Consider the following 22,794-nt stretch of genomic DNA (forward strand, 5'->3'; position numbering starts at 1 on the left):
GCGCCTTCCTTGCGCAGCTTGTCCAGGATCGCGGCCTGCTCGCCCTCGTCCAGCGCGTAGAGCTTGGCGGCCGGCTTCTTGCCGCGCGCCGGCGCGTCGACGCGGAACAGCGGCGGCCGCGCCACGTAGACATGGCCGGTGGCGATCAGCTTGGGGAAGTGGCGGAAGAACAGCGTCAGCAGCAGCACCTGGATGTGAGCGCCGTCGACGTCCGCGTCCGAGAGGATGCAGATCTTCCCGTAGCGCAGGCCGGACAGGTCCGGCTCGTCGTTCTTGCCGTGCGGGTCCACGCCGATGGCCACCGAGATGTCGTGGATCTCGTTGTTGGCGAACAGCCGGTCGCGCTCGACCTCCCAGGCGTTGAGCACCTTGCCGCGCAGCGGCAGGATGGCCTGCGTCTCCTTGTCGCGCCCCAGCTTGGCGGAGCCGCCCGCCGAGTCGCCCTCGACCAGGAACAGCTCGTTGTGCAGCAGGTCGGTGCTCTCGCAGTCGGTCAGCTTGCCGGGCAGCACGGCCACGCCGGAGCTCTTGCGCTTCTCGACCTTCTGCGCCGCGCGCTGGCGCGTCTGCGCCTGCTTGATGACCAGCTCGGCCAGCTTCTTGCCGTGCTCGACATGCTGGTTGAGCCACAGCTCCAGCGCCGGCTTGACGAAGGCCGACACCAGCCGCAACGCGTCGCGCGAATTCAGCCGTTCCTTGGTCTGCCCCTGGAACTGCGGGTCCAGCACCTTGGCCGAGAGCACGAAGCTGGCGCGCGAGAACACGTCCTCCGCCATCAGCTTGACGCCCTTGGGCGCGAGCGCGTGCATCTCGATGAAGCCCTTGATCGCGCCGAACAGGCCGTCCTTCAGGCCCGATTCATGCGTGCCGCCGGCCACCGTCGGGATCAGGTTGACGTAGCTCTCGCGCATGACCTGGCCCTCCTCGGTGAAGGCCACGCACCAGCTCGCGCCCTCGCCCTCGGCGAAGTTCTCGCTTTCGGAGGCGGTGGCGAACTGCTCGCCCTCGAACAGCGGGATCAGCGGATCCGCCGGCAGCGATTGCATCAGGTAGTCGCGCAGGCCGCCCTTGTAGGTCCAGGTCTGCGTCTCGCCGCTCTTCTCCTGCGTCAGCGTCACGGTGACGCCGGGCATCAGCACGGCCTTGGAGCGCAGCAGGTGGACCAGCTCGTTCCTGGGCAGGTCGGCGCTCTCGAAGTACTTGGCATCGGGCCAGACGCGCACCGTCGTGCCCTGCTTGCGGTCGCCGGCCTTGAGGTCGGCCTTGCGCGTGGCCACTGGCTCGACGACGTCGCCGCCGGAGAAGGCCAGCGTCGCGACCTGCCCTTCGCGGTAGACCGTCACCTGCAGCCGCTTGGCCAGCGCGTTGGTCACCGACACGCCGACGCCGTGCAGGCCGCCGGAGAAGCTGTAGGCGCCGCCAGCGCCCTTGTCGAACTTGCCGCCGGCGTGCAGCCGCGTGAAGACGATCTCGACGACCGGCACGCCCTCCTCGGGGTGCAGGCCGTAGGGGATGCCGCGGCCGTCGTCCTCGATCGTGATCGAGCCGTCGGTGTGCTGGATGACGGCGATGCGCCGGCCGTGTCCGGCCAGCGCCTCGTCCGCCGCGTTGTCGATCACCTCCTGGATGATGTGCAGGGGGTTGTCGGTGCGGGTGTACATGCCCGGGCGCTGCTTGACCGGCTCCAGCCCCTTGAGGACGCGGATGGAGCCTTCGCCGTAGCTGCCGGGAGAAGTAACTGCTTTGGTTGCCATGGGGCGGGATTCTATGCAGCGCCGATGACGCTCCCGGATGCGCCATGGCAGCAGTCGCTCCCATGGGGGAATCCCCGGGGGATGGCCCTTCGGCCGTCCGGGTGGCCGCCACCCGAGGGCTTTCCCTGAGCCCCGCGCGCGCTGACCGCACGGCGGTGCCCGCCGCGGCACCTCCAGTTACCGATGGAGCACCAAAGGCCAACGGGCGCTGTCGTAGCATCCGCCGCTTGTCCGCTCGCCGCGCCCGCGCGGCACCGAATCCGCCGGTCCGATGTCGCTGCCCCTGATCCGTTTCCTGCGTCCGCTCCATCTCCTGCGCCGCCTGCCCGCTCCCCTGACCGTGGCGCTTGCCACCCTCCTCGGGGTGAGCCCGGCCCTGGCCGACAACTACAAGGCCAGCCCCGAGATGGCGATGGAACTGCGCCACGCGCGCTGGTTCGACGGAGAGAAGCTGCAGTCCGGCTCGCTCTATGTCGAGGACGGCCGCTTCGTCGAGAAGCGCCCGCGCAAGGTCAACCGGCTGCTGGAGCTGCGCGGCCAGACGCTGGTCGCGCCGCTGGCCGACGCGCACAACCACAACCTGCAGGGCGCCTGGGGGCTGGACAAGTTCGGCCAGGACTATCTGCGCGACGGCGTCTTCTACGCCGCGATGCTGTGCGCAGACCCGGCCGCCATCGACCCGATCCGCGCCCGCGTCGCGCAGGCCGAGACGCCGGACGTGCTCTTCGCCACCGCCTGCATCACCTCGTCCGACGGCCAGCCGCTGGCGATGCTGCAGTCCGGCACGCCGCCGATGGCGCTGGACCAGATCGTCGACAAGGCGGTGCTGATCATGGACACGCCCGAGCAGGTCGGCCAGAAGTGGCCGCTGATCGCCGGCCGCCACAGCGACCTGGTGAAGGTCATCATGAGCTACCACGAGCGCCCCGAGCTGCGCCAGCAGCCGGAGCTGCGCGGCAGACTGGGCGTGACGCCGGAGGTGGTGGCCGAGGTGGTCCGCCGCGCGCACGCCGAGCAGCGGCGCGTCGTCGTCCACATCGAGAGCGCCGCCGACTTCGCCGCCGCGGTGCGCGCCGGCGCCGACTTCATCGCGGAACTCCCCGGCTACTTCCCGCAGCACGGCGAGGAGCCCGAGACCCACCTGATTCCGCCGGAGATCGCCGCGCTGGCCGCGCAGAAGCAGGTCGGCATCATCACCGCCACCGCCGCGACGCAGCTGTTCCAGCCGGCGCCGGAGCTGCTCGCGCGCATCGAGGCGGTGCAGAAGCAGAACCTGGAGCGCCTGAAGGCGGCCGGCGCGCGGCTGCTGGTGGGCTCGGACCTGTTCACCGGCAATGCGCTGAACGAACTGCACCACCTGGACCAGCTGGGCGTGCTCGACAAGGCGGCGCTGCTGCGCCTGGCCAGCGTCGACACGCCGCGCGCGCTGTTCCCGCAGCGCAAGCTGGGCTGCTTCCAGCCCGGCTGCGAAGCCAGCTTCCTGGTGCTGGCCGGCAATCCGCTCGAGGACCTGGCCGCGCTCGACAAGCCGCTGCTGCGCATCAAGCAGGGACGCGTGCTGACGCAGCTCGAGGACGTCGCCGCCACGGCCGGCGAGGAGAACAACGCGCTGAACTCGTCCGCCTCGTCGAAGAAGAAATCGGGCGGCAAGAAGCCGGCGTCGAAGTCAGCAAAGAAGAGTTCGGGGAAACCCGCATCGCGATCCGGCACCCGGTAGTCGCCGCTACATTGGCCGGATGAGCGCGATCCCGATGTCCCCTTCCCCCACGCGCACGCTGTCGATGCGGCAGGTGCTGATCTGCGGCGCCGCCATCGTCACCCTGTCGATGGGCATCCGTCACGGCTTCGGCCTGTGGCTGACCCCGATCACGATGGACCGCGGCTGGACCCGCGAGGCCTTCTCGCTGGCGCTGGCGGTCCAGAACCTGGCCTGGGGCGCGGCCGGGCCGCTGGCCGGCATGCTCGCCGACCGCTTCGGCGCGATGCGGGTGCTGATCGCCGGCGCGCTGCTCTACGCGGCCGGACTGGCGCTCATGGCGGTGTCCTCCACCGCCGCCGGCTTCCTGGGCAGCGCCGGGCTGCTGATCGGGCTGGCGCAGTCCGGCACCACCTATGCCGTGGTCTACGGCGTCATCGGCCGCAACGTCGCGCCGGAGCGCCGCTCCTGGGCCATGGGCGTCGCGGCGGCAGCGGGCTCCTTCGGCCAGTTCCTGATGGTGCCGGTCGAGAACTGGCTGATCGGCTACAGCGGCTGGCAGAACGCGCTGTTCGTGCTGGCGATCGCCGCCTGCCTGATCATCCCGCTGGCCATCGGCCTGCGCGAGCCGGCCCGCGACGCCGCCCACGGCGGCCCTCATCAGAGCATCGGCCAGGCGCTGCGCGAGGCCTTCGGCTACCGCAGCTTCCAGCTGCTGATGCTGGGCTACTTCGTGTGCGGCTTCCAGGTCGTGTTCATCGGCGTGCACATGCCCAGCTACCTGAAGGACCACGGCCTGACGCCGCAGGTCGCGACCAACGCGCTGGCGCTGATCGGTCTGTTCAACGTCTTCGGGACCTACGCCGCCGGCACGCTGGGCCAGAAGCTGCCCAAGCGCTACCTGCTCTCGTCGATCTACCTGCTGCGCTCGATCGCGATCGCGATCTTCCTCAACGTGCCGCTGACACCGGCCAGCGTCTACGTCTTCGCGGCGGTGATGGGCGTGCTGTGGCTGTCCACCGTGCCGCCGACCAACGCCATCGTGGCTCAGATCTTCGGCGTGCAGCACATGTCGATGCTGGGCGGCTTCGTGTTCTTCAGTCACCAGATCGGCAGCTTCCTGGGCGTGTGGCTGGGCGGCAAGCTCTACGACGCGACCGGCTCCTACGACGTGGTCTGGTACCTCGCGATCGCGCTGGGCGTGATGGCGATGCTGGCCAACCTGCCGGTGCGCGAATCGGCCATCACGCGCCGCGCGGCGCCGGCCGCGGCCTGATGCCCGCTGGCGAATAGCGCAAGCCAATCATGCGGCCACGGGTGCGGGCGCGAATGGGGCAGACGGCATGACGCGGCGCCGGCTCTGGCGCCTGGCCGGATGGGCCGCCGCGCTGGCGGTGCTCGCGCTGGTGTTCCTGTCCTATGCGCAGCCCTCGCTGATGCAGCAGCTGGGCGACGCGCTGTGGGCCTGCTTCTGACGACAAGGGGAACGGAGACAACATGGTCGTGATCATCACCGGCGCGTCCGATGGCATCGGCGCCGAACTCGCGCGCCAATGGGCGCGGCGCGAGGGCGTCAAGCTGTCGCTGGTGCTGGCGGCGCGCAGCGTCGACAAGCTCGAGAAGGTGGCCGCGGACTGCGAAGCGCTGGGCGCCCGCACGCTGGTGCAGCGCTGCGACGTCGAGTCGCAGGAGGACTGCCGCGAACTGGTGCGCGCCACGCTCGGCGCCTTCGGCGCGATCGACGTGCTGGTCAACAACGCCGGCATGTCGGCGCATGCGCTGTTCGACCAGGTCAAGGACCTGGCCTGGTACCAGCGCCTGATGCAGATCAACCTGTGGGGCTCGGCCTGGTGCACCCAGGCGGCGCTGCCCGCGCTCAAGGCCAGCAAGGGCCGCATCGTCGCGGTCTCCAGCCTCGCGGGGCTGCTGGGCATCCCCGGCCGCACCGCCTATTCCGCCAGCAAGTTCGCGATGACCGGGTTCTTCGAGGCGCTGCGCACCGAGGTCGCCGCGCATGGCGTCAGCGTCACCATCGCCTATCCCGGCGTGGTCGACACCCAGATCCGCTATCGCGGCTTCAACGCGCAGGGACAGGCCTCGGGCCTGAGCAGCCTGGACGAACGCGGCGCGATGACCGTCCAGGAATGCGCGCGGCTGATCCTCGACGGCACCCTGGCCCGCGAGCGCGACATCGTCATGACCACCAAGGGCAAGCTCGGCCGCTGGCTGAAGCTGCTGGCCCCGGCCATGGTCGACCGCATGGCCATGAAGGCCCTCAAGAAGGAACAGCGTCCGGCATGAACGTGGACATGAGCTTGTGGCACCTGGACGCGCCCGCGCGCGGCCATGGCGCCGGATTCCCCAGCGACTGGGTGCTGCGCTGGTCGCAGGCCTGGCGCGAACGCGAAGGCGGCGGCACCGGCATCACCGCGCTGGACCTGGCCTGCGGCGCCGGCCGCCATCTGCGGCTGCTGGCCGGCGACGGCGTCGCGGTGACCGGCGTGGACCGCGACGCGGCGGCGTTGGCGGGACTCGCGGGCGTGTCCGGGCGCGTCGAGCTGATCGAGGCCGACCTCGAGCAGGGCCCATGGCCGCTGGCGGACCGCGTCTTCGACGTCGTGATCGTCACCAACTACCTGTGGCGGCCGCTGCTGCCGCGCATCGTCGCGGCCGTCGCGCCGGGCGGCTGGCTGATTTACGAAACCTTTACCCACGGCCAGCAGAGCATCGGCCGGCCCGCGCGGCCCGAATTCCTGCTGCGCCCCGGCGAACTGCTCACGGCCGCCGCCGGGCTGCGCGTGGTGGCCTACGAGGACGGCTTCCTCGATACCGGCGCGATCGCCCCCGGGGACGGCAGCGTCAACGGCCGCCATGTCCAGCGCGTTGCTGCCGTTCGCGAAAAACCGCCGGCGCCCGGCGCGGCGCCTGGGGTCTACCCGCGCTTCCCGCTGCGCTGAGCGCCGAGCCCCGGAAGCGCCCCGGCGCTTCAGTAGAATCCGCCGATCACGAGGAATCCTCAATGAACGCAATTGTTGGCAGCATCGTCGCGCTGGTCACGCCGATGCACGAAGACGGCCGCATCGACTTCGATGGGCTGCGCAGCCTGATCGACTGGCACATCGACCAGGGCACCGACGTCATCGGCGTGGTCGGCACGACGGGCGAATCGCCGACCGTCTCGATGGAAGAGAACCGCGAGGTCATCCGCGTCGCCGTCGAGCACGTCAAGGGCCGCAAGCCGGTCCTGGCCGGCACGGGCGCCAACGCCACGGCCGAGGCCATCGAGCTGAGCCGCTTCGCCAAGCAGGTCGGCGCCGACGCCACGCTGTCGGTCGTCCCCTACTACAACAAGCCGTCGCAGGAAGGCATTTACCAGCACTTCAAGGCGATCGCCGAGGCGGTCGACATCCCGATGATGCTGTACAACGTCCCCGGCCGCACGGTCGCGGACATGACGCCCGAGACCACGATCCGCTGCGCCTCGCTGCCCGGCGTGTTCGGCATCAAGGAGGCCACCGGCAACATCGAGCGCGCCGCCTGGCTGATCAAGCACGCGCCCAAGGGCTTCCGCATCTATTCCGGCGACGACGGCACCGCCATCGCGCTGATGCTGATGGGCGGCCACGGCTCGGTCAGCGTCACCGCCAACATCGCGCCGAAGGCCATGCACGAGATGTGCATGGCCGCGATCGAAGGCCGCGCGCGCGAGGCCACCGCCCTCCACTTCCAGTTGCTGCCCCTGCACAAGCAGCTGTTCTGCGAGCCCAGCCCCGCCCCGACCAAGTGGGCCCTGAACAAGCTGGGCCGCTGCGGCAACCACCTGCGCCTGCCGCTGACCCCGCTGACGGCCGCCGGCCAGCAGCAGGTCGAGGGCGCCCTGCGCGAGGCCGGCCTGCTCTAATCACCGCGCGCCGGCCTGGCCGGCGGCACGATCCCTTTCTTCCCAGCGGCCGCGGGCCGCAGTGACCTACCTCGGAGATCCCCAGCGTGACTCGTCCCCTTTCTGAAAACGGCGCCTCCACCCCGGTGCGCGTGGCCTGCCTGATGGCGCTGGCCTCGCTGACGGCGTGCAGCACGTTCGAGAGCATGACCTCCGGCGACAAGGTCGACTACCGCACCCAGGCCAAGCAGACCACCGGCCTGGACGTGCCGCCGGACCTGACCCAGCTCCCGAAGGAAAACCGCCCGGCCGGCCCGATCAGCGCCGCGCAGATGGCCAGCCAGCCCAACGCCGCGCAGCGCGCCGCGACGACGGCCGCCGCCCCGGTGGCGCTGGACAAGGCCGGCTCGATCGAGTTCCACCGCCTGGGCAACGCCCGCTGGCTGCACAGCCCGCTGCCGCCCGAGCAGCTCTGGCCGCAGATCAAGGCCTTCTGGCAGGACCGGGGCTTCACGCTCGAGACCGAAGACCAGAACGTCGGCCTGATGGAGACCAACTGGGCCGAGAACAAGGCCAAGCTGCCGCAGGACTTCATCCGCAAGACGCTGGGCAACCTGCTCGATTCGCTGTACTCCACCGGCGAGCGCGACAAGTACCGCACCCGCCTGGAGCGCAATGAACAGGGCGGCACCGACATCTACGTGACGCATCGCGGCCTGGTCGAGGTCTACACGAACTCGCAGCGCGACGACACCGGCTGGCAGCCGCGGCCCTCGGATCCGGAGCTCGAGGCCGAAATGACCTCGCGCCTGATGCTCAAGCTCGGCGGCAAGGAAGAAGACGCCAAGACCATGGTCGCCACGGCGCAGCAGCCGGCGCCGGCGCTCGCCGACACGCCGAGCGGCAAGGTGCCGCGCTCGCTGGCCGACGTGCCGGACCAGCTCCAGATCAACGAGGACTTCGACCGCGCCTGGCGCCGCGTCGGCCAGTCGCTGGACCGCCACGGCTTCACGATCGAGGACCGCGACCGCAAGCAAGGGCTGTTCTTCCTGCGCTACGCCGACCCCAACCAGGCCGGCAAGGAAGAGCCGAACTTCTTCCAACGCCTGTTCGGCGCGACCAGCGCGTCCAGCGCCGTCCGCTATCGCGTGTCGGTCAAATCGGACGCCAGCAAGTCGACCGTCATGGTCCTGGACGACAAGGGTCAGCAGCAGACCAACGAGATGGCCAAGCGCATCCTGCAACTGCTGATGGAAGACGTGCGCTGAGGCCGGCTTTTGATGGCGTGTCGCACGCCATCGAATTGCGGATTTGCGCAAAACAAAACGCCACCTTCGGGTGGCGTTTTTCTTGGGCATTTTCTGAAGGGGAGTATCCAGTCAAATACCAGCCCACCCCGAAATGAGAGAGCGCCATGCGGGATGGGGATGCGGGCGGGGATCTCATCAGAAACACACCAGCAAAGAAAAAGCCGCATGGGCGAACCCATGCGGCTTTTTCGGGACGAGAGATCGTCTTAGTTGCTGGCGGCCGAAGCGGGAGCAGCAGCGTCCGAGGCAGCAGCCGAAGCTTCAACGGCCGGGGCCGAGGCTTCAACGGCGGGAGCCGAAGCTTCCGGAGCGGGCGTCGCCACGGGAGCCGCGGCTTCTTCCTTCTTGCCGCAAGCGGTCAGTGCAACAGCGGCCAGCAGGGAGGCCATCAGGATCGACTTTTTCATACTTGTCCTCAAGTAACTTTTAGACGAACAATCAATTACCGGTAATTAATGAAGTCGTACCAGAGTACGAGTACGAACTTCAGCAGACCAAGACGCGAGAAACCTCGAGCGCTTCCCTCGCCTAGCCAGCAATTATAGCCACCAGTTTGTAATCTCCTTACAAGCCTAGGGTGCTGCTGGCGAACGAAGGGGCAGAACGTTGCTCAATAGCGTCAAACCACTCGTGCGCCATGGCTTCTTCGCGGGTGTCGCGCAGTGAGAGCGACGCCCTTGCCGGCGTCCACACGGTGAACGTCAGCAATCCGGGTGCCAGCAGCAGCGCCTGAGGCGAAGGGGTGCTGCGCTGCAGCAGGTCGGCCGGATCGTAGGCGCCCGCCTGGACCACGTGATCGTGCAATTGACGCCACTGGACGAAACGCGGATGGACGCGGCGCACCGCTTCGTAGTCGGCGGCGAGCAGCCGCAGCCGGCGGTGCGGAAGCGACCATCGGCGCAGGGCGTCCAGCAGAGCCGGATCGGACAGCGGCCAGGCGCTGAAATCCGGCGCGAGCCAGCACTGTTCGCGGCCGCCCTGCTCCGCGGCCAGCAGCAGCGCTTGCCGCAGCATTTGCCGGACCTCTTCCGCGGACTCGATGAGTCCTGGCTTGAGGGCGTCCGGGATCGCGGGTTCCGAAGACATGGCGGGCTCCTGATGCATCCTGGTGATTCGTGACGAGGCCGGAACGAGGGCAAGCGAGGTCAGGCGGGCAGCACCCAGCCGTCCTCGGTCCATTGATCCAGCAGGTCGCGTGCCCCTTCGCTCAAGCGCGCGACGTCGGCGGCGGACAGCGCACGCCCGTCGGCCAGCCGGCGCATCAGCGTGGCGTCGCGGCCGCCGGCGCGGAAGGACTGGCCGTTGATGAACACGTGCGCCGCGTCGTACATCATGCGCGAGCGCGGGCTCAGGCGCGCGCCTACGCCCGGCGGCAAGGCTTCGCCCGGCTCGAAGAACACGCGGGGCTTGGGCTCGGTCAGCGCCTCGCCGAGCGCGCGCTCCAGGGCGAGCGGCTCGGCGACCGCCTTCAGCACCGCCTCCCGCGCGAACGCGGTGAGCGCCTCCGGAATCCGGCCCGGCTCGCTCGTCGCCGGCTGCCTGGGGTCGGCGTACATCCGGTCGCCGCGCGGCGCTTCCTCGACGTCGGTCAGGCGCACCAGCAGTTCATTGGCCAGTTCGCCGCGCCAGGGCGAGCGGAATCCGGCCGATGCCGTCATGCAGTCTCCGCCGACAGCCACGCCGTCATGCGCCCAGCCGGGCGGCAAATAGAGCATGTCACCCGGTTCCAGCACGAAGTCCTGCTCCGGCGCGAAGTCGGCGAGCACCTTGAGCGGCACGTCGTCGCGCAACTCGCCGGTGGTGGCGACGCCCTGCCGGCCGATGTGCCAGTGCCGCTTGCCGCTGACCTGGATCAGGAACACGTCGTAGGAATCGAAATGCGGGCCGACACCGCCGCCGTCGCTCGCATAGGACAGCATGAGGTCGTCCAGACGCGCCTCCGGCACGAAGCGGAACTGGCTCAGCAACTGATGCGCGGCCTCGACATGCAGGTCCAGCCCCTGCACCAGCAGCGTCCACTGCGGCTTGCTCCATGCGGGCAGCTTCGCGATCGGTCCCTGGCGCAGCGTCCAGCGATCGCCCTCTTGCCGCGAGACCAGGCGCGACTCCACCTCATCGCTGGCGGCCAGGCGCGCCAGGCCGGCGCGGTCGATCGGTGGCTGCACACCGGGCAGCGCCTGGCGCACCAGCAGCGGCTGCTTCTGCCAGTGGCGCTTCATGAATTGGGCCGGGCTCAGGCCACCGAGCAGCGGCAACGCGGCGTCGATGGCCAGGCCCGCGGCGCGCGCGGCGGAAGCCGTCGCGGCCTTCGTGGGGGTCTTGGACGTGGAGGTCATGGGCGCGCATTGTCTGAGAGAATCGCGCGATGCAAATCACTGCCCCCTGCGTCGTCTCCCTGACCTGGAGACTCGAGGACGCCCAAGGCCAATCCGTCGAGGTGCTGGACCCGCCGATGGAGTTCTTCTACGGCGGCGAAGACCTGTTCACGAAGGTCGAGGAAGCGCTGGCCGACAAGGTCGCTGGCGACGAAGTCAGCGTGGCGCTGGAGCCCGAAGACGCGTTCGGCGACTACGACAGCGACCTGGTCTGCTTCGAGCCGCGCGAGGTGCTCCCGGAGAACGTCGACGTCGGCATGCAGTTCGAGGGCCTGCCCGAAGGCGCATCAACGCCGGACATGCCGGCCGACCGCATCTACACGGTGACCGAGGTCTATCCGGAGCACGTCGTGCTGGACGGCAATCACCCGCTGGCGGGCGTCGGTCTGCGGATCCACGTGACGGTGCATGACGTGCGCGAAGCCACCGAGGAAGAGATCGAGGCCGGCACGCTGGGCGACTCCGGCCTGAGCATCGCCGCCGGCCCTGGCCCCGGCGAGCCGATCCACTGAGCGCTGAGCGCGATCTTCACGTCAGCGCGTCGCGCGAGCACAGCCGGCGATACAGATCGAACACCTTCGCCTCCAGTTCCGCCGGGCTGTCGCACACCCGCGCACCGATGAGCCGCGCGCGGTAGTTGTAGATCTGCTCGCGCACTGCATGCGACCAGCTCTGGCTGTTCGGTCCCAGGTCGAAGGTGCTGCTGCGCAGCACGTGCAACCAGCCGATGAGCACCGGCTCCGGCAACGCGGCCACCGTGTCGGTCAAGGTCCGAGGCGTCGCCCCGTGCGCGTGCAGGCGATGCAGCATCAGCAAGCGGATCACCAGCGCCGGATCGGCCGCGGCGGTCATCGCCAGCGCCTCATGCGGCGCGCCCTGGCGCGCCAGCCGGAACAGGCGCTGCAGCGTGTCGAGATCGCAGTTCGGCAGCGGGCGCGGCGCCTCCTCCTGCGGCGGCATCAGCAGCTCACCCTGGAAGTAGCGCAGCCCGAGCGCCTTCAGCCGCAGGTAGTCGCCCGGCTCGGTCAACTGATCCGCGATCAGGACGGCCGGCCCCCGCCTCACCCGCTCCTGCACCGCGGCCCAGGCGCTCACCGGCGCGAGCGACACGTCCAGCTTCACGAACGACAGCATCGGCAGCCAGCTCAGGCGCGGATCGTCCGGCGCGGCGACGCCCGCGAGCGCGAAGCGATAGCCCCGCGCGTGCAGCTGCGCGACGCGGCGCGTGGTCGCCTCCTGCACCGGCACGCCCGCTGGCAGCTGGATCGCGCCGAGTTCTCCGCACAGCACGTCGGCGATCGGGCTCAGCAGCGTCACCGCATCCATCTCGATGAACAGGCATCCCGGCCGCCGGTGCACCAGGCCGCCGTCGAGCAGCGCCTGGCTCAGCAACAGGCTGGTCGCGTAGGGGCTGGGCGGTGGCGTGCGGCGCAGGCGCTCGCTCCAGCGGAAGCACAGCTCCGTGCCCATCGGCTCGACGGAACCATCGATGACCGGCTGGCGCGCGAAACGGAAGCAGGTGGATTCGGGCTGGACCAGCAGCCGGGCCAGCGAGACGCCGCCACGGGAAGAACGGGATGAGTGCATGACCTGGACATCGACGACAGACCCGGGGTGTCGGGCGGGCAGTCAGTATTTCCAGGATCGCGCCGGCGTTCGATGGCTCAGCTCAGTGGCAATGCGTCCGCGCCCGACTGGGAACAGTCGCCGACCGACTCGTTTGCGGATTCCTCGCCGGCCGGCGCCAGCAGCGGCAGCACCAGCACCGTCCTCGCGCCCTGCGCGGTGCGCTCGAACTGGAACGCCGCGCCGATGCGCGCGGCCCGCCGGCGCAGTCCCTCCAGGCCGGTGCCGCCGGACAGCGGCGTGTCGCCGCCCGGCTGCGGATCGATGTCGGTGTCGGTGTCGGTGTCGGCACCTGCGCCCGCCGCCGGCGCATCGCGCTGCGCCTCGCTGGACTGGCCGTTGTCCTCGATCTGCACCTCCAGCCGCTCGTCTTGCGGGACCGCCATGCGGATCGACAGCCGGCTCGCACGCGCGTACTTGATCGTGTTGGCCACCGATTCCTCGACGATGCGCATCACCTCCTTCGCCAGCCGGTCCATCAGCACGATCTCGGGGCCGTCGGGGACGTCGTACTCGATCTGGAAGTCGGCGCGCGACAGCGCCTCGTCCAGGTTGCTGCAGTAGGTGAAGAGGATGTCGTGGATGGTGCGCTGCTCCTGCACCTCGGTGACCGAGATGATCTCGCGCAGGTCCTTGAGCGCGTCCATCAGCCGGAGCTCGAGCCGCTCGTGGTCGATGTCGCGATCGCGCACGCTGAACAGCGTGGTCACCAGCTTGGAGCCGATGCCGTCGTGCAGGTCACGGTAGATGCGGTCGCGCTCGCCCTGCGCCGCGGCCTCGTTCTCCATCTCGCGCTGCCGGTTGTAGCTGACCAGCAATTCGCGCTCGCGCTGCTGCAGGGTGTCGCTGAGGATGCGGTTGTGGTCGCGGATGCGCTTCACGTTCGTCTGGAACTTCGTGAGCAGGATCTGCGCGACGACGAACAGCAGCAGCGGCACGCTCAGGTGGCTCAGGAAGATCGGCGTCACCAGCAGGTGCGAGAGCGCCCATCCGGCGTCGGACATCGGGAACTGGATCAGCTGCACCACCGCGTTGTGGTCGCGCAGCGCGAACACCTGGGCCAGCACCGACTGGAACAGCAGCGACATCGCCGTGCGCGAGCGCGTGCGCGCGACATGCAGCGTCAGCCGCGAGCACGCGAACAGATGGAAGACCAGCAGCACCGGCAGCCAGTAGACGTCGAGCCACTCGCGGCCGCGCGTCCCGAGCACCGGATACGCGAGCGCCGCGAACGACGCCGCGCTGAACAGCGCCACCCGCCCCGCGCGGCCCAGCGGCTCACCCACGAAGGCGAAGATGAACAGCGTCAGCACCGCCACCACGCCGCCCAGGCAGGCGTACTGGGCCCAGGTCCACAGCGGGATCAGCGCCGCCGGCACGTAGGGCAGCAAGATCAGCGTGAACAGCACCGACCACAGCACCGTGGTCGCGCCCGCGTGCAGGAACACCGCGCCGTCCTTGTGGCTGGCGAGCCAGGCCCCCAGCATGAACATGCCCGCCAGCAGGCAGAAGACGTTGGAGGCGTTGGCCAGCGACGAGCCGATGAAGCTGGTCAGCTCGAAGATGTAGGAGACCGTCGCCAGATCGCCGATGTAGACCGGCGCGAGCTGCAGATACGGATCCCAGGTCGTGAGCTCGATCGTCAGCTGGTTGCCCTCGGGCCGCAGCAGCCGCCGCGCCAGCGGCACCTGCAGCGGGCGGTACCACTTGTAGCGCGTTTCGGCATTGGATTTGGGGAGGCCGGCCACCCAGACGCCGTTCAGATAGACATCCATGCCGTCCAGCGCCTGGCTGATCAGCAGGCTGGCGCCGGGAATGCGGGCGCCCGCGCGCGGGCTCTGGCAGCAGGGCAGCGGCCGGGCCAGGAAGCGGTCCAGGTCAATGCGCAGTCTCGCCCGCTTCAGCCCGGGCGCCTGGCTGAGGTCGCGCACGTCGGGCAGCGCGATGCGCGGCTCGTCGACGAGCCGGCGTCCGCGCAGGCGGGGCGCCTCCGGCCCGGCGTCGCGCGAATCGGCGCCGGCGGCCACGATCTCCAGGTCCTGGGCCGCCTCCACGCGGTAGACCCGCGTCGCCAGGCTGCTGGTGGCGATCACCAGCACCGACAGGATCGAGAAGGTCAGCCAGAAGAACACCGTCTTCAGCGAGCCGCGCCGGGGACTATTCATCGATGAGCCCATGCAGCCGCGCCGCGTTGGCCGCCATCGCGCGCGACTTCACGCCCAGCTTGCGGTACACGCTGCGCAGATGCTGGTTGACGGTGTGATGCGAGATGCTCAGGCGCCGGCCGATCTCGACGATGGGCAGCCCCTCGACGAGGTGGTGCAACACCTCCCACTCGCGCTCGCCCATGCCGAGTTCCCGCAGCACCTTCTGGCGGTCGACCTGCGGGCGTTCGTTGTTCTCCAGCATCGTGATCCGGTCGACCACCAGTTGCGCCACCGCCGGACTCAGCGGCGCCTGGCCGTTATGGGCGCTCACCAGCTTGTCCACCATCGCCGGCTGGATCTCGTCCTTGAGCAGATAGCCGCTGGCCCCGGCGCGCAGGCTGCGCATCACATGCTTGCTGTCGCCGAAGGTGCTGACGACCACGCTGCGCGATTCCGGACATTTGTCCTTGATCAACCGGATCAATTCGACACCGTCGACGTCCGGCAATCCCAGATCGACCACATACAGGTCGGCGCGGTTCGCCAGGATCGCGGCGATGGCCTCGCCGCGATTCTTGGCGATGCCGACAACCTCACAGAAGCTGCTGTTCGAAATCACGTCCACCAGCCTTTTCATGACGGCCGGATCGTCTTCGATGATCACGACGGCAATACTCATTCGTTGGCTCCTTCTCGCTCGTTTTCCCATTGCCCGAGGGCGGACACAGTTTCGCGAGAGAGAGGAATCGGACAATCACCGAAGCAAGTAAACCAAAAAACGCCAGCTAACAGGATTCAGTGGGGGGCGAGGATTCCCGGCGAACCGCGCCCGCCTCCACCGGCGACCGGGTGGACGCCCGGCCCCATCGGGCTTTGACCCATTCATCGGCGCTGGCCGCCAGGCAGGTGATGAGCAGTATCAAGCCCCCGCTCACCAGCAGATAACCAATTCCAGTAAGTTCAAATGTGTGATGGCCCGACGCCGGCGGGTCGGCCCGGTCAATCAGAAGACAGCCCGCACCCGCCAGCGTCAGGCCGATCGAGACCGCATAGATGTTTCTCATGGCATCAATTCATTCGCAAACTTCGGGAGGCAGTGTCATCCACCGCGATCAGTTTGCTAATCACTCATTAATGTGTGGATCGACTTGGAATTGCTAGTTTCTGGAAATCCGAAGCGAGAATTTCCTGAAATGCGAACACGAGCAACCGCATACCGAAAGGCGGCACCGTCGATCCGACTGTCAACCCGCGAAGCGGGTGTCATTGAGCAATCCGCAGTAATGCGCCAATTGCCCGGACTCAGTCGCGATAAACCAGCGCCGCAAGCCCCGTTCGACCGGTCCAGCCATGAGGGAAAACAAAAACGGGCGCCCGAAGGCGCCCGTTCCTGGAGAAAACGGAAATTCGCGTGTCAGCGCAGGAATTTCCCGCGCGGATCGATGATGGCGATGTCCGCGTAATTGGTGCCGGTATGGTCGGTGGGGCTGAAATTCAACTCCATGCCGCCGAGGTCATACCGCGACATACCGTTCAGCGCCCGCAGCAGGCTGGCGCGCGACGCGTCCTTGCCGGCGCGCCTGAGGCCCTCGACCAGCACCTTCGCGCTGGCGAAGCCCTCCATCATGGCCGGCGTGACCAGGCCGCCGCTCTCGGCCGGCTTGGCCTTCACCAGGTCGGTGAGCTCGCGGACCATCGCCAGGTTGGTGCTGCGCTCGCTCGGGAACACCTGCGAGACGATGACGCCCGCGGCGTTCTGGCCCAGCAGCTGGACGAAGCCGTTGGAGGCGTTGTTCGACAGCGTCGCGCCCAGGATGCGCGAGCCGGCGGCGCGCAGGCCGTTGATCGTGTCGGCGGTGATCTGCTGCGACGCGATCACCAGCACCACCTGCGGATCGGCCGCGATCAGCTGCTTGACCACGCCGGCGACATCGGGCTTCTCGCGGTCGAAGCTGAAGTGGGCGACCGGCTTGGCCTTGCGGTCCGCGAAGCCGAGCATCGCGCCGGCCACGCCGTCGGCGCCGAAGCTGTCGTTCACCTGGACGAGCGCGATGCGCGTGTTGCCCATCTCCAGCAGCAGCTGGACGGCGCGCTCGGCCTCGCGCTGGTAGGTCGAACGCACGTTGAAGACATAGGGCGGCACCGGCTTGTGCAGCAGCATCGCGCCGGTCGAGGGCGCCACCAGCGGCACCTGCGCCTTCTCCAGCAGCGGGATCACGGCCTGGGTGTGCGGCGTGCCGCGGGTCAGGAACAGCGCCACCGCGCCCTTGTCGATCAGCGTCTGCGCGTTGGCCGCGGCGCGCTTGGGATCGAAGCCGTCGTCCAGCGACTGCAGGTCGATCTTCTGACCGTTGACGCCGCCGGTGGCGTTGACGTGGTCGATGTAGAGCCGGGCGCCGAGCGTCAGTTCCTTGACGCTGGCCGAGACCTGGCCGGTGAAGCCGGCCGTCTGGCCGATCAGGATGTCCGCGTGGGCGGCGGTGCCCAGGCCGAAGGCCAGCGCGGCGGTGGCGGAAGCGGCGAGCCGGCTCAGGCGCCGGCTCCAGGAAGGCTTGCTCATGGTGGTCTGTCCCGCCGGTGCGCGGGTAGCGGCCGGCCGTGTCTCCTGCACGCCGGCGCGCGGATGGGCGCCGGCCCCTCGGCGCCCTCCCCCGCGTTCAGGGGGATCAGCGTCCGGCGCGCATCTTAGCGACGATGTCCTGGACCTGGCCCAGCAGCGCCGGGGTGTCCAAAGTCAGAACGTTGCGATTCGACAGCAGTTGCCGCCCGCCCACCCAGACGTCCGTGACATGTTCACGCCCCGCGACATAAACGAGCTGCGCATCGGCGTGATAGACCGGCTGGCACTCGATCGAGTCCAGCGCCACCGCGACCACGTCGGCCAGCTTGCCGGCCTCGAGCGTGCCCAGGTCCCGGGCCCGGCCCATCGCCTTGGCGGCGCGCACGGTGGCCATCTCCAGCGCGGTGCGCGCGGAGACCGTCAGCGGATCGCCGCTCACGCCCTTGGCGAGCAGCGCGGCGGCGCGGATCTCGCTGAACATGTCCTGGCGGTTGTTGGAAGCCGCGCCGTCCGTGCCCAGGATGGTGTTGACGCCGGCCGCCTCCAGCGCCTTGACCGGCGCCACGCCCGAGGCCAGCTTCAGGTTGGAGCTCGGGTTGTGGACCAGGTGCACGCCCTGCTTCGCGACCAGGTCGATCTCCTCGCCGTTCAGATGGACCATGTGCACGGCGATCATCTTCGCGTTGAGCAGGCCCAGCTTGTGCAGGCGGGCCAGCGGGCGCTCGCCGTACTGCTTCAGGCTGCCGTCGATCTCATCCTGCGTCTCGTGGATGTGGCAGTGCATCTGCAGGTCGTACTTCTCGGCCAGCTCGCGCAACTGGATGAAGGTCTCGTCGGAGACCGTGTAGGGCGCATGCGGCGCGCTGGTCCAGTCCAGCAGCGGCTCGCCCTTGAACTGCTCGTAGGCGGCCAGGCCCTTGGCGATGTAGTCCTGCGCGTTGGCGGCGTAGCCGGTGGGGAAGTCGATGACGTTGATCGACACGCCGGCGCGGATGCCGCTGTCCACCGCGGCACGGGCCATCGCGGTGGGGAAGAAGTACATGTCGTTGAGGTAGGTCACGCCGCCGCGGATGGCCTCGGCCGCCGACAGCAGCGAGCCGGTGTAGGTCCAGTCCTCGCTGACCCACTGGCGCTCCAGCGGCCAGATGTGGTTGTTGAGCCAGTCCATCAGCGCCAGGTCGTCCGCGACGCCGCGCAGCAGCGACATCGCCGAGTGCGTGTGCGCGTTGATCAGGCCGGGGATCAGCACGTGGTGCGGGAGCTCGACGCGCTCGGCATCGGCGTAGCGCTGGAGCGCCTCCTCGCGCGGCAGCACGGCGGCGATGCGCTCGCCCTCGATGGCCAGCGCGTGCTGCTCGAGCACGGGGCTGTCCGGCGTCATGGTGATCAGCCAGCGGGGCAACAGCAGCTTCACGGCTTGGGTCGTCATGGGGTTCTCCTCACGGCCTCACGGGCCCGGATCAAAGGTTCAGAAAATCTCGTCGAACAGCGCCAGCACCCGCGCCGCGTCGACCTCGACGCAGACCTGCTGCGCCGGGTGGCCGCTCCAGGGCGTGCCGCTGCCATGCTCGCCGCGCCAGTCCTGGATGGTCTGGCCGGTCGCGATGCCTTCCAGCACGACGCGAACCGGGCCGGCGCGCAGCGTGAAGGCCTCGGGCACGAGCAGGATGGCCGCGGCGCTCGCGTCATGGGCGTAGATGCCGCCGATGCCGTCGCGCGCGTCGTAGAACTGCTGGTAGTGGCGCGTGGCCTGCCAGAGCAGCTCGCCGGCGCCATCGCCACGGCCGCGCAATTGCTCGAGCGCGGACTCGCGCATGATCACTTCCTGCGTGACGTCCAGGCCGACGATGGTCACCGGCCAGGCCGCGGTGAAGACGCGGTCGGCGGCTTCGGGGTCGGCCATGATGTTGGCCTCGGCCACCGGCGTGACGTTGCCGCCGTGGCCGCGCAGCCCGAAGGCGCCGCCCATCACGACGACCTGCTTCACCTTTCCCGTGATCGACGGGTCGTGCGCCAGCGCCAGCGCGAGGTTGGTGAACGGGCCCACGGCCACCAGCGTGATCTCGCCCGGCCGCGCGTTGACGAGCTCGCAAATCAGTTGATGCGCCGGGCGCGGATCCAGCGGCCGCGTGGGCGCCGGCAATTGCGCGCTCATGCCGCCCAGGCCGTCATCGCCATGCACGTGGGTCGCGTCCTTGCGGCGGCGCTCGTCGCGCAGCGGCCCCGCGGCGCCGGCGGCCACGGGGATGTCCTGGCGATAGAGCGCGGTCAGGCCGCGCGCGTTGCGGGTGGTGATCTCGACCGGCGCGTTGCCGAAGGCCGTCGTGACGGCCAGCAGCTCGAAGCGCGGGTGGCAGGCCAGCAGCGCGAGCGCGAGCGCGTCGTCGATGCCGGGGTCGGTGTCGAAGAGGACCGGGATGCGGCCAGAGGCCGCGTTCTTGCTGTCCATGGGACTACTGCGCTCCAGGGTCAGGGGTTGCCGAGGGCCGAGTGTGCCGCGTTCGCCACCAGCGTGGCGAGCTCGGGCAATTCGGGCAGCTCGGAGCGGTGCGGCATCGCCTGCTGCACGCCGGCGCGGCTCACCGCCAGCGCGGCGGCCGACTGGCCCAGCGCGGCGGCGCGCGCGGGCGCGAGGCCCTCGGCCAGGCCGACGGCCAGCCCGCCCACCAGCGTGTCGCCCGCGCCCACGGTGTCGACCGCCTCGACGCGCGAGGCCCCGAGGTGCAGCCCGTCCGGATGCGCGTCGCACAGCAGCCAGGCGCCGGCCCTGCCCAGCGTCACCAGCACGTGGCGCGGGCCCAGCGTGCGCAGATGCGCGGCGGTGGCGCGGGCGATGGTCAGTTCATCGGCATCGCCGGGCAGCGACACCGCGCGCGCGAGCTGCAGCGCCTCGGTCTCGTTGACGACCAGCCAGTCGCTCAGCGCCAGCAGCGCGGCGGGCAGCGCCTGCGCCGGCGCGGCGTTCAGCACCGTCGTGACGCCGGCCTCGCGAGCGATCTCGAAGGCGCGCTGGATGGCCGGCACCGGCACCTCCAGCTGACCGACGACGACCCGCGCCTGGCGCAGCAGCGCCGCGCCCTGCTCCACGTCGGCGCCGTCCAGGTCGGCGTTGCTGCCGGGCACGACGACGATCGCGTTCTCGCCGCCCTCGCTCGCCACCATGATCACGGCCACGCCGGGCCAGGCCGCGTCGTCGCGGCGGATGGCGGCGGTGTGCACGCGTTCGGCCTCCAGCGCCTTGAGCAGGTCCTGACCATGCTGGCGCATGCCGACGCGGCCGATCAGCGCGACCTCTGCGCCCAGCCGCGCCGCGGCCACCGCCTGGTTGCCGCCCTTGCCGCCGGGCGTGCCGGCGAAGGCGTCGCCGATCAGGGTCTCGCCCGGCGCGGGCAGCCGCGCGGCGTGGGCCACGAGGTCCATGTTGACGCTGCCCACCACCACCACGGTGGCCGCAGCCTTTGCTGAGGTCATGAATGCTCCGGAGACGACGGCGCCGCGGTGCTCTCGCGCAGCACGACCTGCGGCACGAGTTGCAGGTCCTTGTAGGGCGCCTGGGGATTCTCGATGCGCTCGATCAGCGCGCGGCCGGCCTCCCGGCCGAGGTCGCGGATCGAGCAGCCCACGCTGGTCAGCGCGGGATAGACGTAGCTGCCGAGCTCGATCGCGTCGAAGCCCACGACCGAGAGCTGGCGCGGCACGGCCAGGCCCAGTTCGGCGGCGGCGCGCAGCGCGCCCATGCCCATCAGGTCGTTGCAGGTGAAGACCGCAGTCAGCTCGGGCTGGCGGCGCAACAGCGCCTTCACGGCCTCGTAGCCGCCAGCGGTGCTGAAGTCGCTCTCGGCCAGCCATTCGGGCCGGGCCTCCAGGCCGCGCTGCTGCAGCGCATTGCGCCAGCCGGCGACGCGCTCGGTGGTGACTTCAAATTCGGCCGGGCCGCTGACGCAGCCGATGCGGCGATGGCCCAGCTCCAGCAGATGGCGCACGACCTCGAAGGCGCCCAGCTGGTTGTTGACGCTGACGCGGTCCGCGCGCGCGCCCGGCACCAGGCGGTCCACCGTCACCACCGGCACGCTGGCGTGGCGGAAAGTGCCGGCCAGCGCCTCGGTGTCGCCGGCGGAGCTCAGCAGCAGGCCATCGATGCGCTTCTCGAGCAGCGTGCGCAGGTAGGCCTGCTGATGCTTGGGATCGTTGTCGGAGTTGCAGAGGAAGACCGAGTAGCCGGCCTGCCGGCACCACTCCTCCGCGCCCACCACGAGTTCCGCGAAGAAGGGATTGCGCACGTTGGGCACCAGCACGCCGACGATCTTGGTCTCGCTGCGCCGCAGCGAGCGCGCCACCGCGCTGGGCAGGTAGCCGATCTCCTCCACCGCCGCCAGCACCCGCGCGCGGGCCTCCGCGCTCACCGGGCGCGTGTTGTTCAACACGTGCGACACCGTGGTGAAGGACACCCCCGCCAGCGCGGCCACATCCTTGATGGTGCTCATCGGTAGATTCGGTCCCCTGGTCCTGCCAAACTAGGTGGTTCGGTCAATTGCAAACGTTTGCAGAGCATACCCCAAGCTTGATCGCATCGAGGCCCGGGAAGCCACGGAGCGCTCGGGACGAATCGCCGGGGGCGCGTGCGGAAACAGCGTGCGGCCGCATGAAAAAAGCCCCTGGGCCGCGGCGCAGGGGCTTGTTGTGTCGGCACCGGTCCGCGGACCGGTTCGACCCTCACGCGATCAGCGCTGGGCGATCGGCTTGACGTCGCGCTTGGTGGCGCCGACGAACAGCTGACGCGGACGGCCGATCTTGTACTCGGGGTCGCCGATCATCTCGTTGAGCTGCGCGATCCAGCCAACCGTGCGGGCCAGCGCGAAGATCGCCGTGAACAGCGGCACCGGGATGCCGATGGCGCGCTGCACGATGCCCGAGTAGAAGTCGACGTTCGGATAGAGCTTGCGGGCGACGAAGTATTCGTCTTCCAGCGCGATCTTCTCCAGCTCCATCGCCAGCTTGAACATCGGGTCGTTGTGCAGGCCCAGTTCGTTCAGCACTTCGTGGCAGGTCTCGCGCATCAGCTTGGCGCGCGGGTCGTAGTTCTTGTAGACGCGGTGGCCGAAGCCCATCAGCTTGACGCCGCTGTTCTTGTCCTTGACCTGCTTGATGAAGTCGCCGATCTTGGCCACGCCGCCGTTCTTCTGGATGTCCTCCAGCATGTTCAGCGCGGCTTCGTTGGCGCCGCCGTGCGCCGGGCCCCACAGGCAGGCCACGCCGGCCGCGATCGCGGCGAACGGGTTGGTGCCCGACGAGCCGCACAGCCGCACCGTCGAGGTCGAGGCGTTCTGCTCGTGGTCCGCGTGCAGCGTGAAGATGCGGTCCATCGCGCGCACCAGCACGTCGTTGGGCTTGTACTCCTCGCAGGGCGTGGCGAACATCATGCGCATGAAGTTGCCGGCGTACGAGA

22 protein-coding genes are annotated in these 22,794 nt (G+C 69.3%); 8 read left to right on the forward strand and 14 right to left on the reverse strand.

Going from position 1 to position 22,794, the window contains the following annotated elements; all coding sequences use genetic code 11:
- A partial coding sequence (locus ABDW61_RS25450; protein WP_343642793.1) for a DNA topoisomerase IV subunit B occupies positions 1–1,754 on the reverse strand: 1,754 nt, incomplete at its 3' end.
- 271 nt (positions 1,755–2,025) lie between these two features.
- Here ABDW61_RS25450 and ABDW61_RS25455 point away from each other — a divergent pair.
- The 7 genes from ABDW61_RS25455 (at position 2,026) to bamC (ending at position 8,598) form a co-directional block, all read left to right on the forward strand.
- Positions 2,026–3,471, forward strand: a complete 1,446-nt coding sequence (locus ABDW61_RS25455) for an amidohydrolase family protein (RefSeq protein ID WP_343642795.1) — start codon at positions 2,026–2,028, stop codon at positions 3,469–3,471.
- Between the two features lie 34 nt (positions 3,472–3,505).
- Positions 3,506–4,726 carry an MFS transporter gene (locus ABDW61_RS25460; protein WP_343642797.1) on the forward strand — a complete coding sequence of 407 codons (1,221 nt, stop codon included), beginning with the start codon at positions 3,506–3,508 and terminating at the stop codon, positions 4,724–4,726.
- 67 nt (positions 4,727–4,793) lie between these two features.
- Positions 4,794–4,925, forward strand: a complete 132-nt coding sequence (locus ABDW61_RS25465; RefSeq protein ID WP_343642798.1) for a hypothetical protein — start codon at positions 4,794–4,796, stop codon at positions 4,923–4,925.
- Positions 4,926–4,947: 22 nt separating this feature from the next.
- Positions 4,948–5,751, forward strand: a complete 804-nt coding sequence (locus ABDW61_RS25470) for an SDR family oxidoreductase (protein WP_343642800.1) — start codon at positions 4,948–4,950, stop codon at positions 5,749–5,751.
- A gap of 8 nt (positions 5,752–5,759) precedes the next feature.
- Positions 5,760–6,407, forward strand: a complete 648-nt coding sequence (locus ABDW61_RS25475; protein WP_343642802.1) for a class I SAM-dependent methyltransferase — start codon at positions 5,760–5,762, stop codon at positions 6,405–6,407.
- A 62-nt stretch (positions 6,408–6,469) separates the two neighbouring features.
- Complete coding sequence (gene dapA / locus ABDW61_RS25480; RefSeq protein WP_343642804.1) at positions 6,470–7,351, forward strand: 4-hydroxy-tetrahydrodipicolinate synthase; 882 nt, start codon at positions 6,470–6,472, stop codon at positions 7,349–7,351.
- 86 nt (positions 7,352–7,437) lie between these two features.
- A complete protein-coding gene (gene bamC / locus ABDW61_RS25485; RefSeq protein WP_343642806.1) occupies positions 7,438–8,598 on the forward strand; it encodes an outer membrane protein assembly factor BamC in 1,161 nt (386 codons plus the stop codon).
- A 248-nt stretch (positions 8,599–8,846) separates the two neighbouring features.
- Here bamC and ABDW61_RS25490 read toward each other — a convergent pair whose 3' ends face one another.
- The 3 genes from ABDW61_RS25490 to ABDW61_RS25500 form a co-directional block, all read right to left on the reverse strand.
- Complete coding sequence (locus tag ABDW61_RS25490) at positions 8,847–9,047, reverse strand: hypothetical protein (RefSeq protein ID WP_091724179.1); 201 nt, start codon at positions 9,045–9,047, stop codon at positions 8,847–8,849.
- A 157-nt stretch (positions 9,048–9,204) separates the two neighbouring features.
- Entirely contained in the window at positions 9,205–9,726 is a 522-nt protein-coding gene (locus ABDW61_RS25495; RefSeq protein ID WP_343642807.1) for a hypothetical protein, read from the reverse strand.
- A gap of 59 nt (positions 9,727–9,785) precedes the next feature.
- Positions 9,786–10,859, reverse strand: coding sequence for a cupin domain-containing protein (locus ABDW61_RS25500; RefSeq protein WP_343642824.1), 1,074 nt, complete (start codon positions 10,857–10,859; stop codon positions 9,786–9,788).
- Between the two features lie 146 nt (positions 10,860–11,005).
- Between ABDW61_RS25500 and ABDW61_RS25505 the strand changes: the two genes are divergently transcribed.
- Positions 11,006–11,527, forward strand: a complete 522-nt coding sequence (locus ABDW61_RS25505) for a peptidylprolyl isomerase (RefSeq protein WP_343642809.1) — start codon at positions 11,006–11,008, stop codon at positions 11,525–11,527.
- Between the two features lie 16 nt (positions 11,528–11,543).
- On the opposite strand, the gene ABDW61_RS25510 is transcribed toward ABDW61_RS25505, so the two are convergent.
- From ABDW61_RS25510 to ABDW61_RS25555, 10 genes are all read right to left on the reverse strand, one after another.
- Positions 11,544–12,602 (reverse strand): hypothetical protein, encoded by a 1,059-nt coding sequence (locus ABDW61_RS25510; protein WP_343642811.1) that lies wholly within the window; start codon positions 12,600–12,602, stop codon positions 11,544–11,546.
- A gap of 77 nt (positions 12,603–12,679) precedes the next feature.
- Positions 12,680–14,806: a hypothetical protein gene (locus tag ABDW61_RS25515; RefSeq protein WP_343642812.1), complete on the reverse strand. Its 2,127-nt coding sequence runs from the start codon at positions 14,804–14,806 to the stop codon at positions 12,680–12,682.
- Positions 14,799–15,467 (reverse strand): response regulator transcription factor, encoded by a 669-nt coding sequence (locus ABDW61_RS25520; protein ID WP_343642813.1) that lies wholly within the window; start codon positions 15,465–15,467, stop codon positions 14,799–14,801. Before ABDW61_RS25520 ends, ABDW61_RS25515 begins: the two co-directional genes overlap by 8 nt.
- 106 nt (positions 15,468–15,573) lie before the next feature.
- Positions 15,574–15,852: a hypothetical protein gene (locus ABDW61_RS25525; protein ID WP_343642814.1), complete on the reverse strand. Its 279-nt coding sequence runs from the start codon at positions 15,850–15,852 to the stop codon at positions 15,574–15,576.
- 350 nt (positions 15,853–16,202) lie between these two features.
- Positions 16,203–17,348, reverse strand: a complete 1,146-nt coding sequence (locus ABDW61_RS25530) for an ABC transporter substrate-binding protein (RefSeq protein WP_343642815.1) — start codon at positions 17,346–17,348, stop codon at positions 16,203–16,205.
- 106 nt (positions 17,349–17,454) lie between these two features.
- Positions 17,455–18,777 carry a TRZ/ATZ family hydrolase gene (locus ABDW61_RS25535; protein ID WP_343642817.1) on the reverse strand — a complete coding sequence of 441 codons (1,323 nt, stop codon included), beginning with the start codon at positions 18,775–18,777 and terminating at the stop codon, positions 17,455–17,457.
- A gap of 39 nt (positions 18,778–18,816) precedes the next feature.
- Positions 18,817–19,797 carry a nucleoside hydrolase gene (locus ABDW61_RS25540; protein WP_343642819.1) on the reverse strand — a complete coding sequence of 327 codons (981 nt, stop codon included), beginning with the start codon at positions 19,795–19,797 and terminating at the stop codon, positions 18,817–18,819.
- Positions 19,798–19,817: 20 nt separating this feature from the next.
- Positions 19,818–20,819: a ribokinase gene (locus ABDW61_RS25545; RefSeq protein WP_343642820.1), complete on the reverse strand. Its 1,002-nt coding sequence runs from the start codon at positions 20,817–20,819 to the stop codon at positions 19,818–19,820.
- The gene (locus ABDW61_RS25550; RefSeq protein ID WP_343642821.1) at positions 20,816–21,832 is read right to left on the reverse strand and encodes a LacI family DNA-binding transcriptional regulator; all 1,017 of its coding nucleotides are present in this window, start codon (positions 21,830–21,832) and stop codon (positions 20,816–20,818) included. The genes ABDW61_RS25545 and ABDW61_RS25550 overlap by 4 nt, the downstream gene beginning before the upstream one ends.
- Before the next feature lie 237 nt (positions 21,833–22,069).
- Positions 22,070–22,794, reverse strand: a 725-nt coding sequence (locus tag ABDW61_RS25555) for a citrate/2-methylcitrate synthase (protein WP_343642823.1), incomplete at its 5' end; no start/stop codon positions are given.

Source organism: Roseateles sp. (genome assembly GCF_039595595.1).
Taxonomy (GTDB): domain Bacteria; phylum Pseudomonadota; class Gammaproteobacteria; order Burkholderiales; family Burkholderiaceae_C; genus Roseateles.

What these genes read in the sequence shown, in the direction of transcription:
- ABDW61_RS25455 (WP_343642795.1), top strand. Translation starts at nt 2,026, where the DNA reads ATGTCGCTGCCCCTGATCCGTTTCCTGCGTCCGCTCCATCTCCTGCGC.
- ABDW61_RS25460 (WP_343642797.1), top strand. Translation starts at nt 3,506, where the DNA reads ATGTCCCCTTCCCCCACGCGCACGCTGTCGATGCGGCAGGTGCTGATC.
- ABDW61_RS25465 (WP_343642798.1), top strand. Translation starts at nt 4,794, where the DNA reads ATGACGCGGCGCCGGCTCTGGCGCCTGGCCGGATGGGCCGCCGCGCTG.
- ABDW61_RS25470 (WP_343642800.1), top strand. Translation starts at nt 4,948, where the DNA reads ATGGTCGTGATCATCACCGGCGCGTCCGATGGCATCGGCGCCGAACTC.
- ABDW61_RS25475 (WP_343642802.1), top strand. Translation starts at nt 5,760, where the DNA reads ATGAGCTTGTGGCACCTGGACGCGCCCGCGCGCGGCCATGGCGCCGGA.
- dapA (WP_343642804.1), top strand. Translation starts at nt 6,470, where the DNA reads ATGAACGCAATTGTTGGCAGCATCGTCGCGCTGGTCACGCCGATGCAC.
- ABDW61_RS25490 (WP_091724179.1), bottom strand. Translation starts at nt 9,047, where the DNA reads ATGAAAAAGTCGATCCTGATGGCCTCCCTGCTGGCCGCTGTTGCACTG.
- ABDW61_RS25495 (WP_343642807.1), bottom strand. Translation starts at nt 9,726, where the DNA reads ATGTCTTCGGAACCCGCGATCCCGGACGCCCTCAAGCCAGGACTCATC.
- ABDW61_RS25500 (WP_343642824.1), bottom strand. Translation starts at nt 10,859, where the DNA reads ATGAAGCGCCACTGGCAGAAGCAGCCGCTGCTGGTGCGCCAGGCGCTG.
- ABDW61_RS25505 (WP_343642809.1), top strand. Translation starts at nt 11,006, where the DNA reads ATGCAAATCACTGCCCCCTGCGTCGTCTCCCTGACCTGGAGACTCGAG.
- ABDW61_RS25510 (WP_343642811.1), bottom strand. Translation starts at nt 12,602, where the DNA reads ATGCACTCATCCCGTTCTTCCCGTGGCGGCGTCTCGCTGGCCCGGCTG.
- ABDW61_RS25515 (WP_343642812.1), bottom strand. Translation starts at nt 14,806, where the DNA reads ATGAATAGTCCCCGGCGCGGCTCGCTGAAGACGGTGTTCTTCTGGCTG.
- ABDW61_RS25520 (WP_343642813.1), bottom strand. Translation starts at nt 15,467, where the DNA reads ATGAGTATTGCCGTCGTGATCATCGAAGACGATCCGGCCGTCATGAAA.
- ABDW61_RS25525 (WP_343642814.1), bottom strand. Translation starts at nt 15,852, where the DNA reads ATGAGAAACATCTATGCGGTCTCGATCGGCCTGACGCTGGCGGGTGCG.
- ABDW61_RS25530 (WP_343642815.1), bottom strand. Translation starts at nt 17,348, where the DNA reads ATGAGCAAGCCTTCCTGGAGCCGGCGCCTGAGCCGGCTCGCCGCTTCC.
- ABDW61_RS25535 (WP_343642817.1), bottom strand. Translation starts at nt 18,777, where the DNA reads ATGACGACCCAAGCCGTGAAGCTGCTGTTGCCCCGCTGGCTGATCACC.
- ABDW61_RS25540 (WP_343642819.1), bottom strand. Translation starts at nt 19,797, where the DNA reads ATGGACAGCAAGAACGCGGCCTCTGGCCGCATCCCGGTCCTCTTCGAC.
- ABDW61_RS25545 (WP_343642820.1), bottom strand. Translation starts at nt 20,819, where the DNA reads ATGACCTCAGCAAAGGCTGCGGCCACCGTGGTGGTGGTGGGCAGCGTC.
- ABDW61_RS25550 (WP_343642821.1), bottom strand. Translation starts at nt 21,832, where the DNA reads ATGAGCACCATCAAGGATGTGGCCGCGCTGGCGGGGGTGTCCTTCACC.